Consider the following 13,179-nt stretch of genomic DNA (forward strand, 5'->3'; position numbering starts at 1 on the left):
GATCATCGTGTGCCTGATCGTATACGCCTTGCTGGGGCTGGCAGGTGACCTGATCGTTCGTTGGCTCGAAAACGGCTGCTGGACTGGCGTCCCGCGTTCGACGGCGGCTGACCGGAGACGGGGCGCAGATCGGCGCGTTGGCGCAATCGCCATTGCCTCTGCCGCTTGCGCTCCCTTATGACGAAGTGCGGATGACACGAGAACCGATGGAAAACGATGCGTTGAACAACGTCGATCATTCCGGTCACGGCAACGTGGTGCGAACCCGCGCGCTCAGCCGACGCTTCGGCGAGCGGAAGGTGATCGACCGACTGGATCTCGACATCGCCGATGGCGAATTTGTCGCCTTGGTTGGACGTTCCGGCTGCGGAAAAAGCACGTTGCTGCGCGTATTGGCAAAGCTCGACGAGGCGGACGGTGGCGAAGTGATGGTTCCGGAACGGCGCGCCGTGGCGTTTCAAGCCCCACGCCTGATTCCCTGGCTCAAGCTGGCGCGCAATGTTGCACTCGGTGACGTGGGTAAAGGTAGCGCTTTGGAGCACCGTCAGCGCGTGGACGCGGCCCTTGAGGAAGTGGGGCTGGCGCAGCGGGGGGATGCCTGGCCGCGTGTGCTGTCCGGTGGTGAAGCGCAACGCGCATCACTGGCGCGGGCGCTACTGCGTCAACCGAAACTCCTGCTGCTCGACGAGCCGTTCGGCGCACTCGATGCACTGACCCGGCGCAACGCGCAGCGCCTTGTAAGCCGACTATGGCGCGCGCATCGATGCGCGGTCCTGTTGATCACGCACGATATCGATGAAGCGCTGTTGCTGGCGGACCGGGTTCTGGTCATGGAAGCAGGGCGTATATCGCACGAAGTGCAGGTTGATCTTGGACCCACCGAAGCGCGCGATATGACGGCGCCGCGCTTTGGTACACTTCGTCGCACCTTGCTGGATCGGCTAGGTGTGGAAGAAAAACCAGGAGGCGGATATGGTCAAGCTGCGTGATGGCGTGTCGGATACAACGATTATCGAACGTACCCTCTTGGACGCCGATGCTGATGTGCGGACGGCCATGGTGTCTGCTGCCAATGCATCGGCGATTGGCGGAGCGCCGGAAATCCGCCCGCCCGGATCGACTTCCTTTCGTGCATTCGTCGAGACGTTGACGCGGATTGTCACCACCGAAAATGCGGCACCGACGGTGGCCATGGAAGCGGCTGCTGTTGCCCGAGGCGAAGCCGCACTGCTTGCGCGCTGTACCGACGCGTTACGTCGTTTGATTGCCGTCGATGACTGGCTGCCCGACGCTTATGCGCAGCCCTCGGCCGATCGGTATCAACAGTTTCTGCTTTACCGTGATCCGGCTGCGCGATTCTCGGTGGTCAGTTTTGTATGGGGACCGGGGCAGCGCACGCCTATTCATGACCATACGGTCTGGGGTTTGATCGGCATGCTGCGCGGCGCGGAAGCCTCCGAGTCTTTCGCTCGCACGTCATCCGGCGCCGTAGTCGCTACCGGCCACGATGTGATCCTGCGACCGGGCACGGTGGAAGCCGTGTCGCCGACGATTGGCGACATTCATCGGGTATCCAATCTTTACCAAGATCAGACGTCGATCAGCATCCATGTATACGGTGCCGATATCGGACAAGTCGCCCGATGGGTGTATCCGGAAGACGGTGGGGCACCGAAGCACTTCATCTCGGGCTATTCCAACGGGACGTTGCCGCCGTTGCTTGATACCCTGTGAGGCGATGGTGCCCCGTATCAGCTAGCGCACTTCGAGACACCCCATCACGCACCGCTCGCACGCCCCGGCGACATGCCAGAACGTCCGGGCGGCGATTCCTGGTAGTGGCAGGTCAGGGATTGGTGCCGATGACCTTCGCCGGACCGGCTTCCACGTGCGCGGATTGCGGGGCCGGCATCGTCAAGCCCTTCGTCGACGTGGTGACCGGCACATCCGGCATGGTCGCGGCGGCGGTAGGTTGGGCTGGTGGCGCTTTCATCTGACGCACTGCCGAGGCGGCTTCCGGTGCCAAATTCTGGCCATCCAGGTGCAGCTCGAATGACACGCGCTGCGCCTTCTGACCTTGCGCCACGTCCGCGTGCAATTCGCTGAGGCGGCGTTCATACCAATTCGTCACGCACGCCGCGTCGCGGCAATTCTTTTGCCGCCATTGCCATTGGGCGACCCGGCTGTCTTCCAGCGCCTGGCGATCCGGAGTGACATCCAGCGCATGCTTGTAGGCAGCGGCTAGCTGGTCATCGAGTCGTGACAAATAGGGCGTCTCGCAGACGACCTTTTCCGAGAATGATTGGCCTTTTTTGCAGTCAAAACTGGCTGCATGAGCCGAGATACTGGCCCCGGCGGCCAGAACCAACGCGGCGCCCACGGCGCGGCGAATCAGGGCACCGCCGGCGGCGGGCGAGCGAAAGAGAGTCGAGCGTTGCACTTTGGGTCCTCGTTTTCGAATGGAGCGCGATGCTGCCGAACAATCTTCGCTGCCCGGGCTGTCATTCCATCGGCGGATCACTGCTGTCTTTTGTCCAAGTCCTTACCAATACTTTCCTCTAGTAACAGGCACGAGCATGGCCGCCCTGCACGCGCCGCCGCGCGGCGTGATAATGGTGCAAGTCTTTTCGCAGTGCGTGCGGCGGTCGCCATCATGCGTCGCCGCCCGTGCATCATGCCCATCGGAATGAAGGAGGTACGCAGATGCCAACCGGACACACCAGACCTGGCTACGACAAGCCGCTATATATCCTGCCGTTTGACCATCGCTCGTCTTATATCTTGGGTATGTTTGCGCTGAAACCGCCTCTCACCGCAGCGCAGCATGCGAAGGTGTCGGATAGTAAGCAATTGATTTACGAGGGATTCAAGGCTGCATTGCAGCAGGGCGTGGACCCCAAGGCAGCCGGCATCCTGGTGGACGAGGAATTTGGTGCCGAGATCCTGAAAGATGCGGCAAGGCGCGGATTTCTCACCGCCGTATCGACGGAGCGAAGTGGAAGTGAGGAATTCGACTTCGAATATGGCGACGATTTCGGTGCGCACCTGGATGCGGTCAAGCCCACCTTTGCAAAAGCGTTGGTACGCTATAACCCCGAGGGCGACGCGGACATGAACGCGCGCCAGACAGTAAGGCTGAAGCGGCTCTCGGATTTCTGCATCGAACGCGGATTGCCGTTCATGTTCGAACTGTTGGTGCCGCCGACGGATGCGCAATTGGCCTCCGTCGGCGGCGACAAGGAAGCATTCGACGTCAAGCTGCGCCCGAGGCTGATGCGCGATGCCATCGAACGCTTGCAGGATGACGGCGTCGAGCCGGCAATCTGGAAGATCGAGGGACTCGATACGAAAGAAGATGCGGCGATGGTCGTCAAGGCGGCGAGACGCGACGGCCGCGACAAGGTCGGGTGCATTGTCCTAGGGCGCGGCGCGGACGCGAAGAAAGTGGTTTTCTGGCTTACCACCGCGGCGGCAGTGCCGGGATTTACCGGGTTTGCCGTCGGACGCACGAGTTTCTGGGATGCCGTGGATGGTTATGAGAAGCGGTTGCTGTCCCGCGAAGACGCCGCCGCCAGCATTGGTACCCAGTATCGTGAATGGGTAGCCGCGTTCGAGTCGGCGGCAAAGTAGTCACTTAAATTTTCTGGCACATCTCTTTTGCGGGCACCGTATCGTCGGTCAGGCGGCGGACGATACGGGCCGGGACGCCCGCAACCGTGCAATGCGGTGGTACGGCGGACAGCACCACGCTGCCGGCGGCTACCTTGGCAAACGCCCCGATCTCGATGTTTCCCAGCACCGTGGCACCGGCCCCCAACATGACTCCGTCCCTAACCTTCGGATGCCGATCGCCGCATTCTTTTCCCGTGCCACCCAAGGTCACGTTCTGCAGGATCGACACGTCGTCGCCAAGCACGGCGGTTTCGCCGATGACGATGCCCGTGGCATGGTCGAGCATCACGCCGGATCCTATCCGTGCCGCGGGATGGATATCGACGCCGAACCGCATCGAGGCATCATTGGTCAACGTCAGCGCAAAACCCGATCGGCCTGCATGCCAGAGACGATGCGCAACGCGCTGTATCTGCAGACCATGGAAGCCTTTCTGATTCAGCACGACCTGGAGCGGGGAAGGTGAACTGGGATCGCGGCCGATAACGGCAGCGATATCGCGTGTTGCCGCTGCGAGAATCCCGCCGTCGGCCATCTCCGTGACAAACAGTTCACGCAGCGCCGTTTCCGGCAAATCGGAGGACGCGAGTCGTGCCGCCAATGAAGCGGCTAGCATATGCGCGGGCGTCGACCATTGAAGGATGCGATGCGATAGTCTCATCGACAGCAATGGCTCCGCTTCAGCCAACGCAAACGCTTCTCCACGAATACGATCCCACATGAGGTCGGTATCGGTACGTCCGGGTGCATCGGGGCTAAGCGTGTCGTCGAGCGAGGGAGCAGTCATGAGGCGGCAGTGCGATAGGACCGGCGAGGCCGTATCTACGCATCTTTTGTTATATCGATAGCACGTATCGTCGCTTGTGTTGCGCGATGCGTCAATCGCCGGTTCGGCAACCTTGTTTGCAACAGGGTTGGACGGCTGCGTGTTGCTTCGGGACCGATGGGCTGACAGGCATCGAGAACGGACTCCCGGGTCAAGGCGCGGTGGCCGCTTCCAGCCACAAAAGGCCGCGCATCGCCTGTTCACGCGAGGCGCCACACATCGCCGCACTCGGTTGGAGCGATGCACAGACGGCGGGCCGTCGCGGATCACCGAAGATCATGCACCGTTCGGCGGCGTCGAGCTGCACGCAACGCACGCCTGCGGCCTTGCCGTCCGGCATGCCCGGAATGGGAGAGCTGATCGACGGCGCGGTGCAGCAAGCACCGCAATGATCCCGACAATTCATGGTGCGTGACAGGAAGGGTACCACTTTGACAGACCGACGCGCGGCGCTGGCAAGCGGCTTTTCTGGAAAAAGCGCTATTGTACCGGCAGGTTGCCGAGTGGGCGCATTCGCTGACGAACGACACCTTACGCTGCCTGCGTTACCCGCGCTGCGCGACCAGACGCGATACGGCATCGGCGGCACCACGGAGCGGCGCAAGATAAGTATCGATCAGTTCCTGCGCGTTTTTCCGTTGCGCATTCCCGCTGATATTCATCGCGGCGATGATGCGGTTCTGTCGATCGAGAATGGGCGCGGAGATTGAAATCAGGCCCGCTTCCAGCTCCTGGTCGACGATCGCCCAGCCTTGTTCGCGCACCTGGGTGATTTCGGCTTTTAGCGCCCCGGGGTCCGTTATCGTTTTTGGCGTACGCCGGGTTAATGTCGACGCCGCCAATCGGGCATCAATCTCGGCGTCATCCAGCCCGGACAACAGCACCCGGCCCATCGAACTGCAGTATGCAGGCAAGCGGCTGCCTATCGAAAGGTTGATCGTCATGATCTTCTGCATTGGAACACGCAGCACATACACGATCTCATGTCCGTCCAACACCGCCGCCGATGCACTTTCCCTGACGCTGGCGGATAACTGCTCGAGCACCGGCTCGGCCAGGTTCCAGAAAGGGAGGGATGTGAGAAACGTGAAGCCCAGTTCCAGGATCTTGGGCGTGAGGCGGAAAAGGCGTCCTTCCGTTTCCACATAACCGAGCGTATGCAAGGTCAATAGAATTCGGCGCGCGCCTGCACGTGTCAACCCGGTGGCTTCAGCGACATCCGTCAACGTTTGCGCTTGTCGCTCTGCATTGAAAGATCGGATCACGCTCAGGCCGCGGGCGAACGATTGCACATACGTATCGCCGGGGCGGTCCGCTTCGCGTGTCAGGTCCGGGGCGGCATGCTTGCGCGACGACATCGGGTATTCATTTGGCGCGGTGCGAGAAAAGTCTTCTGTCATAGTCATCGGACATCAGGAAGGGAGCAAAACGCGATAGAGAGGGTACTGCCACGGAAAAATGGACGCGTTACCGCGTGTTCTACAGGCCAGCGGGAGGGACATGTGAACCGTCCTCGCCAGATCCAGTATGCCGCTCAAACGTAACCAAGGGTTATCCCTTGTTGACCACGCAAGCAGGAGAAACCTAGTATGACCGCAAATGTTCGTTTAGCGAATGTATGTTCGATATGCGAACAAGTCAAGCCATGAAAACCCGAAGGTATCGGGTTAGGCGGCGCGAGGACAATGGGGTAAGCGCAAACGGACGAGTGGCGATGCCGGCATGGGTCCCATTTTCGGTATGAAGCGCGTCAATCGGGCGACACCGCCCAGACCGGCTGGGAGTGGCAGGACAGATGATCAATAAAATCTACGAAAGTGCGGCGGCGGCATTGTCCGATATCCGTGACGAATCGACAGTGATGATTGGTGGCTTTGGCAATGCCGGGATGCCGGCCGAGCTGATCGATGCGTTGATCGACCAGGGCGCGCGCGAACTAACGATCGTCAACAACAATGCCGGCAATGGCGACACGGGGTTGGCGGCGTTGCTGAAGGCGCGGCGGGTGAAAAAGATTATCTGCTCGTTCCCGCGTCAGACGGACTCTCATGTGTTCGACGCGCTATATCGCGCCGGGGACATTGAATTGGAATTGGTGCCCCAGGGAAATCTGGCCGAGCGGATTCGCGCGGCGGGGGCGGGCATTGGTGGCTTCTTCACGCCTACTGGCTTTGGCACAAAGCTGGCCGAGGGCAAGGAAGTCCGCGAAATCGATGGCCGCTCCTACGTTTTCGAGAGTCCGTTGCATGCGGATGTCGCGTTGATCAAGGCGTTCAAGGCGGACCGCTGGGGTAACCTCGTTTATCGGAAGACCGCGCGAAATTTCGGGCCGATCATGGCGGCTGCCGCGAAGACGGCCATCGTGCAGGTATCCGAGGTCGTTGAATTGGGGCAATTGGATCCGGAAGCGGTGGTGACGCCCGGCATCTTTGTGCAGCGTGTCGTGCAACTGACGCCGCGTCCGCTGTGACGCTGAAACTAGGAGAACAATGATGAAGCGACTCAGCCGAGACGACATGGCAAAGCGCGTGGCAGCCGATATTCCCGAGGGCGCGTATGTGAACCTGGGTATCGGTGTTCCTACGCTGGTGGCAAACCATTTGGCCGCCGACAAGGAAATTTTCCTGCACAGCGAAAACGGCGTGCTGGGCATGGGGCCGGCGCCGGCGGCCGGCGAGGAAGATGGCGACCTGATCAATGCCGGCAAACAGTATGTGACCCTGCTGCAGGGGGGATCGTTTTTCCATCACGCCGACTCGTTCGGCATGATGCGCGGTGGCCATCTGGATTTCTGCGTGCTGGGTGCCTTTCAGGTGTCGGAAAAGGGAGATCTCGCGAACTGGCACACCGGCGCACCGGATGCCATCCCTGCCGTGGGTGGTGCGATGGATCTGGCGCTGGGAGCAAAGCGCGTATTCGTGATGATGGAGCATTTCACGAAACAAGGTGAGAGCAAGGTCGTGGCACAGTGCGGCTATCCCGTGACGGCCGTGCATTGCGTCAGCCGTATCTACACGGATCTGGCGGTGATCGATGTCACCCCTGACGGACTGGTGGTGCGCGACCTTTTCACCGATATGCCGTTTGATGAACTGGTGGCAAAGACGGGCGTGCCGATGACCTACCAGCCGCAATCCTGAAACCGGAGCAGAGGATGAGTGAAGTCTTTATTTGCGATGCGGTGCGTACGCCGGTAGGTCGCTACGGTGGCGTGTTGTCATCGATTCGTGCCGATGACCTTGGCGCCTTGCCGCTGAAAGCACTGATCGCGCGGTTTCCCAACGCCGACTGGTCGGCAATTGATGATGTCATTTTCGGCTGTGCGAACCAGGCCGGGGAAGACAATCGTAATGTGGCAAGAATGTCCTCGTTGCTGGCGGGCTTGCCGCAAGCGGTGCCTGGGTCGACGATCAACCGTCTATGCGGTTCGGGCATGGACGCGGTAGGCACGGCAGCGCGCGCAATCCGTTCCGGAGAGGCAGACTTCATGATTGCCGGCGGCGTGGAAAGCATGAGCCGTGCGCCGTTTGTCATGGGCAAGGCGATGAGTGCGTTTTCGCGCAGTGCTGGTTTGGAGGACACGACAATCGGCTGGCGTTTCATCAATCCGCTGATGAAGCAGCAATACGGCGTGGATGCCATGCCGGAAACCGCCGAGAATGTGGCCGATGATTATAAAGTCAGCCGTACCGACCAGGATGCCTTCGCGGTGCGTAGCCAGCAGAAGGCCGCGGCCGCGCAGGCGGCCGGTTGGTTCGATGCCGAGATGATTCCGGTGGCCGTGCCGCAAAAGAAGGGCGATCCATTGATCGTCAATCGCGATGAGCATCCGCGCGAGACCAGCTTGGAAACGTTGGCGAAACTGAAGCCGATTGTTCGCCCTGACGGCACGGTCACTGCGGGCAATGCCTCGGGTGTCAATGATGGGGCGGCAGCATTGATCCTGGCTTCCGAATCTGCCGCGCGCAGACAGGGCTTCACACCACGGGCACGCGTGCTGGGTATGGCGAGCGCCGGTGTGGCACCCCGTGTGATGGGTATCGGTCCGGTTCCGGCTACGCGGAAGCTTCTGGCGAGGCTGGAAATGAAACACCATCTGTTCGATGTGATCGAGCTCAATGAGGCATTTGCCAGTCAGGGTTTGGCTGTGTTGCGGGAATTGGGTATTGCCGATGACGACCCGCGCGTCAATCCGCAGGGCGGCGCGATTGCGTTGGGGCATCCATTAGGCATGAGTGGTGCGCGATTGGTGACCACGGCGCTCCATCAACTCGAACGTACTGGCGGCCGTTACGCCTTATGCACCATGTGTATCGGCGTGGGGCAAGGCATCGCCATCGCAATCGAGCGGGTTTGATTGGATTGGGAAACACGGCTGATGGGCTGAGCGTTTTCCAAAATAAAAGGCGAGATATGCGGTTTCCGCATATCTCGCCTTTTACACAAATTGCAACTTACCATCACCACACATTAACACTGGTGGTGTAGTAAATCGCTTACTTCGATGCCGAGTCCGTAGGAACGGCTTGCAGAGGCGCCGCCGGAACCTCTCCGTTTAGCGCCGCCTTCTCTTGCGCGGTGGCATCCTTCTTGAATTGCTTTTGGTCTGTCTTGGCCGCTTTCACTTTGTGCTTGTATTCCTGCTTTGCTGCCTTTTTGTTGGCCCGATATTGCTCGTTCGCCAAGGCGTTATCGTTTCGCTTTTGCACCATGGGATCGGTGGTCGGCGTGACAATGCGTACCGGCGCGGGCGAGCTGTTCATCCCGTTATTGACCGCAGAGTCGGCGGCTGGCTGCGTTTGCGCATACACCAGATTGACCGAAAAAGCGGTGGCGGTGACCAACAGGATTGATTGAATTCGATTCATTGCATTCTCCTTCTTATGCTAACAACGGTACCATCGTAGCGTGGCACCTGTGTTACTTCTGTACTGTTTTGTAAGTCCGAGCGCTGTTGTACATTTTTAGGCCCGGTCCCAGTCAGAGCGATGATGCCTGAATGGGTGTCTTCGTGACCTTGGGGCATTCCCCAAGATTCGACGCGTTTACGTAAGCAAACTTCGGGCCAGGATAGTATTGCTTCGTCAAAAGAATGATTTGGCGAGGTCTTTATGTGCACTGATGGGGTTTGTCGATTTTTTGCGGTAGCATGAAAACCCCACCCAACGGGGTCCTTGCCTGATACCGCGGACCGGGTGTACCGGAGCACGTCCTGCAGGGACGGCTTTTTGCACTTGGCGATTACGGGTCTACGGGCACCACGAGGTCAGCATGCGCAATAGCGAAAACGGTAGTTTCGACAGTAGTACGGTAAAGTCTGCACGCATGTGGCGCGTGCTGCGCACGGCTGTGTGTGCCACGGGGCTAGCTGGCATTCCTTTTCTGGCCGCTTATGCGGGGAGTGTCTCCATTCCGGTGGTGCGCGACAACGTCACCGGGGCCATCTCTTCGACGACCGCGCCTTTGGTGGATCCGATCAATAAGGAAACCGCAAAGATTACTGGCCCCGCATCGGCGATTCAGCCGAAGATCGGTGAAACCACCGCGCCTATTAACGACAGCGCCATGTTCCGCGCGAACACGGCACTGCAGAACCAGGTTGCGAGCGGTAGCGCAGGCTATATCACGCCGTGAAGGGATTCAATCGGTTTTGATTGGCATCATGGCCGAATACTCGTGACCTTCGTCAGTGCGGCAAAGCGTGACCGCCTTTTGTACATCCTGAACGGACATTCCCTCCCTGCCGGTCGTCACGACACACTTCCCATCAATCGCTGATCGAGGATAGGGTACAGGCGTCCGCTGCGATAAACTGCACCCGTTATAGGCCAGAAGTATCTACAGCACCCCAGGACATTCAGAAATATAAAGCTGGGTAAATTCACTCGCCGTCATCGGCTGACCATAAAGGTAGCCCTGTCCCTCATTGCAGGCATAACGGCGCATCAAGTCTTCCTGTTCCTGGGTTTCGATACCTTCAGCCGTCACTTCAAGATTGAAACCAGCCGCAAGGCGAATGACCGTTTCGATGATCACTTGGTCTTTCTCGCTGCGTTCCGCGCCGCTGACAAAGGAGCGGTCAATTTTCAGGCGGGTGACTGGGTAGTCTTTCAGCAGGCTTAACGAAGCATAGCCTGTTCCGAAATCGTCGAATGCGATGCCGACACCGAGTGAACGCAGATGATGTAGCGGCTGCATGATCCTCAGTTCGTTGCGTAAAATAATGTTTTCAGTAATCTCAAGTTCGAGCGCACTGGGCGGTAAAGCGAAGTCGTTTAGAGCCCGTTCAACGACCTCGGAAAAGTCGCGCACGCGAAACTGTGCGGCAAACAGGTTAATGCCTATTCTGAAGCCCGGGTGGCCGGCGCTTCGCCACTTGGCCGCTTGTTCACAGGCCGTTCGCAATATCCATTCACCTACCGGTATTGCAAGAAGGCTAGTCTCCAGCACATTCAAAAAAAACGCAGGGGAGACAACACCATGGGTTGGATGATTCCAGCGTATTAACGCCTCTGCACCAGAAATGCTGCCATCCCTCAATTGCACTTGTGGCTGGTAGTACATTTCGAACTCTTTGTTTTCCCATGCCTGACGCAGCGAGGAATTGAGCGTTCCTTTTCTAGAGGCAGTCTGCCGAAGCTCAGGCGTAAAAACACGGACCAGACACCTACCATCGGCTTTCGCTTGGTATAGGGCCAGGTCTGCATTGCCTAGGATCTGCTCGCTATCCATGTCGTTATCCGTCTTCATCGATACGCCGATGCTCGCGCCAATATAGATAGAGTTGTCATCAAACTCGACTGGCTCTTCAATCAGCGCGACCAACGCGAAACCCAGCTCGACTGCCTCCGTTTGGTCTGCGCTACCGGACATGAGCACGACAAATTCATCGCCGCCGAGTCGAGCCACAAGATGGCAGGCCGGCACGTGTTGACGAATGCGCTGTGAGGTTACCTGAAGGACAAAGTCTCCGGCAGCATGTCCCAACGTGTCGTTGATTTCTTTGAATCCATCTAGATCAATCAACAGGATGGCTGCATTCATGTTTGAACTGCATACCTCCTGCAGATGCCGCTTTAGCAAGGAGCGATTAGCCAGACCCGTTAGGTGATCGTTTTCCGCTGCATGTTTAAGTAGCTTTTCCGCTTCCACCCTGCTGGTGATATCGCGAATGATCGCGCCAAATTGTGCTTCCCCGCCTTCGGTCCAACGCGACAAAGATAGTTCGATCGGTATCTCGTGGCCATCGCGGTGTAGTGCTGTCAAGTTGACCGAGGTGCCTATGATGCGCTCTTGCCCACCGGAGACGACCTTATTAAAGCCAGATATGTGCCGAGCACGCATCCCCTTGGGAATGATGAGGTCTAGAGTTTGCCCGATCGCTTCCTCGGCAGTATGTCCAAAAATCGATTCAGCCGAACTGTTCCACGAAATGATCTGATTCTTGCTATCCGCACAAATGATTGCATCGGGCGAGGTTGAGGTAATGTGCATAAAGCGCATGCGGATTTCGCGATTTCGCTGTTCCAGGCGTCGCAATTCCATGCGTTCAAGCACTAGGTTGGCTAGGTCCTTGAGAATTAACTGGTCGCGTTCTGAGAATACCTCTCTCGGAGAAGTATCTAATAAACATAGTGTCCCCAGCGCATATCCGCCGGAAGTAATAAGTGGTGCGCCAGCATAAAAGCGGACATGCGGCGCCTCGCGCACAAGATCGTTTGTGCGGAAGCGCTCATCCGTCGCGGCGTTGAGAACATAAAATACATTCTCGCCAAGAATGGCATGCGTACAGAAAGATATTTCGCGACTGGTTTCGCAAAAGTCCACACCGACACTTGCTTTGAAAAACTGCCTATCTCTGTGCAGAAGCGAAACGAGGGCAATTTCTGCATTGAAAATCCGCGCGGCCATCTGAACGATCTGATCATAATCTCGCTCAGGCGGGCTATCCATCAGAGCAAACGAATCCAATGCTTGAATGCGCTCGAGCTCATTCGCGGGAACCGGGTAGCCTCTCATCGGGATTCTCTCTTAAAGCGCCTTGCCATGTCGAAACCGTTTTCTAGCCTAACGCGCATTTGCAACGAAACTCTCGGAAACCCATCTAACTAACCGCGTTGTTGCTTAGTCAATGGCGGGTCGCTTTTTAAATCTGTTTGGAGATGAGTAGGGGAATGGTCTTCCCTTGCGTCAGCACATCAACGAACATGCGAGCGACAGCAATGTGTTTTGCATATCGGCATGTCATAAAGCGAATCTTCCTGCCCCCGAAAGAATGAAGCCAGGCAATCGAGCATTCGGCAGGGCAATGCATTCTGCCCAGCCCATTGTCACGACACGCGCCGATTTTTGCGTATATCGCGATCACCACTCTCGCGTAATAATCACCGTAGTCAAACGGATGCCGTGCGAATACATGTCCTATTCGGTTTCGCGCAGACGCGCTAATAACAAGGCAGTTTCCGTGCTCCCTGGAGAATCCCATTCTAGTCGCTCATCCGTCGAATTCTTGAATCCCGTTTTGCCAGTGGTAGTAGATTAAGCTCACTCGCTGCGGCTAAGTGCCCCTTGATCGTCGGTAAGTCAATTGGCGAGTGATGCGGCGGCAACCTCAGCATACGGAACATGACCATCTATACCGCGATCTTCAAGTAGCTTCAGCACGTTGTGTCTAGCCATAG

At 58.0% G+C, this 13,179-nt stretch carries 14 protein-coding genes; 8 read left to right on the forward strand and 6 right to left on the reverse strand.

Annotation, left to right across the window (positions count from 1 at the left end; genetic code table 11):
• The 3 genes from WM40_RS31665 to WM40_RS20200 form a co-directional block, all read left to right on the forward strand.
• The coding region (locus WM40_RS31665; RefSeq protein ID WP_046153794.1) for a hypothetical protein at positions 1-181 on the forward strand (181 nt) is incomplete at its 5' end.
• A gap of 10 nt (positions 182-191) precedes the next feature.
• Positions 192-989, forward strand: coding sequence for an ABC transporter ATP-binding protein (locus tag WM40_RS20195; protein WP_081764959.1), 798 nt, complete (start codon positions 192-194; stop codon positions 987-989).
• A gap of 202 nt (positions 990-1,191) precedes the next feature.
• Positions 1,192-1,734: a cysteine dioxygenase family protein gene (locus WM40_RS20200; RefSeq protein ID WP_046153813.1), complete on the forward strand. Its 543-nt coding sequence runs from the start codon at positions 1,192-1,194 to the stop codon at positions 1,732-1,734.
• A 112-nt stretch (positions 1,735-1,846) separates the two neighbouring features.
• On the opposite strand, the gene WM40_RS28125 is transcribed toward WM40_RS20200, so the two are convergent.
• Positions 1,847-2,440: a lysozyme inhibitor LprI family protein gene (locus WM40_RS28125; protein ID WP_024903774.1), complete on the reverse strand. Its 594-nt coding sequence runs from the start codon at positions 2,438-2,440 to the stop codon at positions 1,847-1,849.
• 263 nt (positions 2,441-2,703) lie between these two features.
• Between WM40_RS28125 and WM40_RS20210 the strand changes: the two genes are divergently transcribed.
• Complete coding sequence (locus WM40_RS20210; protein ID WP_024903775.1) at positions 2,704-3,630, forward strand: 2-deoxy-5-keto-D-gluconate 6-phosphate aldolase domain-containing protein; 927 nt, start codon at positions 2,704-2,706, stop codon at positions 3,628-3,630.
• Between the two features lie 4 nt (positions 3,631-3,634).
• Here the strand turns inward: WM40_RS20210 and cysE are convergent, their stop codons facing one another.
• The 3 genes from cysE to WM40_RS20225 form a co-directional block, all read right to left on the reverse strand.
• The gene (gene cysE / locus WM40_RS20215) at positions 3,635-4,459 is read right to left on the reverse strand and encodes a serine O-acetyltransferase (RefSeq protein WP_024903776.1); all 825 of its coding nucleotides are present in this window, start codon (positions 4,457-4,459) and stop codon (positions 3,635-3,637) included.
• A 190-nt stretch (positions 4,460-4,649) separates the two neighbouring features.
• Positions 4,650-4,904 carry a YkgJ family cysteine cluster protein gene (locus WM40_RS28955; protein WP_081764960.1) on the reverse strand — a complete coding sequence of 85 codons (255 nt, stop codon included), beginning with the start codon at positions 4,902-4,904 and terminating at the stop codon, positions 4,650-4,652.
• A 139-nt stretch (positions 4,905-5,043) separates the two neighbouring features.
• On the reverse strand, positions 5,044-5,856 hold the full coding sequence (locus WM40_RS20225) for an IclR family transcriptional regulator (RefSeq protein ID WP_046153816.1): 813 nt from the start codon (positions 5,854-5,856) through the stop codon (positions 5,044-5,046).
• A gap of 437 nt (positions 5,857-6,293) precedes the next feature.
• Between WM40_RS20225 and WM40_RS20230 the strand changes: the two genes are divergently transcribed.
• From WM40_RS20230 to pcaF, 3 genes are read left to right on the forward strand one after another with little or no spacing between them, the layout of a single operon-like run.
• The gene (locus tag WM40_RS20230) at positions 6,294-6,968 is read left to right on the forward strand and encodes a 3-oxoacid CoA-transferase subunit A (protein WP_024903778.1); all 675 of its coding nucleotides are present in this window, start codon (positions 6,294-6,296) and stop codon (positions 6,966-6,968) included.
• A 22-nt stretch (positions 6,969-6,990) separates the two neighbouring features.
• Positions 6,991-7,638 carry a 3-oxoacid CoA-transferase subunit B gene (locus WM40_RS20235; protein ID WP_046153817.1) on the forward strand — a complete coding sequence of 216 codons (648 nt, stop codon included), beginning with the start codon at positions 6,991-6,993 and terminating at the stop codon, positions 7,636-7,638.
• A 14-nt stretch (positions 7,639-7,652) separates the two neighbouring features.
• Complete coding sequence (pcaF, locus tag WM40_RS20240) at positions 7,653-8,855, forward strand: 3-oxoadipyl-CoA thiolase (RefSeq protein ID WP_024903780.1); 1,203 nt, start codon at positions 7,653-7,655, stop codon at positions 8,853-8,855.
• 139 nt (positions 8,856-8,994) lie between these two features.
• On the opposite strand, the gene WM40_RS20245 is transcribed toward pcaF, so the two are convergent.
• Positions 8,995-9,366 (reverse strand): hypothetical protein, encoded by a 372-nt coding sequence (locus WM40_RS20245; protein WP_024903781.1) that lies wholly within the window; start codon positions 9,364-9,366, stop codon positions 8,995-8,997.
• Between the two features lie 403 nt (positions 9,367-9,769).
• Here WM40_RS20245 and WM40_RS20250 point away from each other — a divergent pair, with 403 nt between their 5' ends.
• The gene (locus WM40_RS20250; RefSeq protein ID WP_024903782.1) at positions 9,770-10,132 is read left to right on the forward strand and encodes a hypothetical protein; all 363 of its coding nucleotides are present in this window, start codon (positions 9,770-9,772) and stop codon (positions 10,130-10,132) included.
• Between the two features lie 204 nt (positions 10,133-10,336).
• On the opposite strand, the gene WM40_RS20255 is transcribed toward WM40_RS20250, so the two are convergent.
• Positions 10,337-12,517 carry a putative bifunctional diguanylate cyclase/phosphodiesterase gene (locus WM40_RS20255; protein WP_046153795.1) on the reverse strand — a complete coding sequence of 727 codons (2,181 nt, stop codon included), beginning with the start codon at positions 12,515-12,517 and terminating at the stop codon, positions 10,337-10,339.
• Positions 12,518-13,179 lie beyond the last annotated feature (662 nt).

Source organism: Robbsia andropogonis, from assembly GCF_000970345.1.
In the GTDB taxonomy this organism is placed as follows: domain Bacteria; phylum Pseudomonadota; class Gammaproteobacteria; order Burkholderiales; family Burkholderiaceae; genus Robbsia; species Robbsia andropogonis.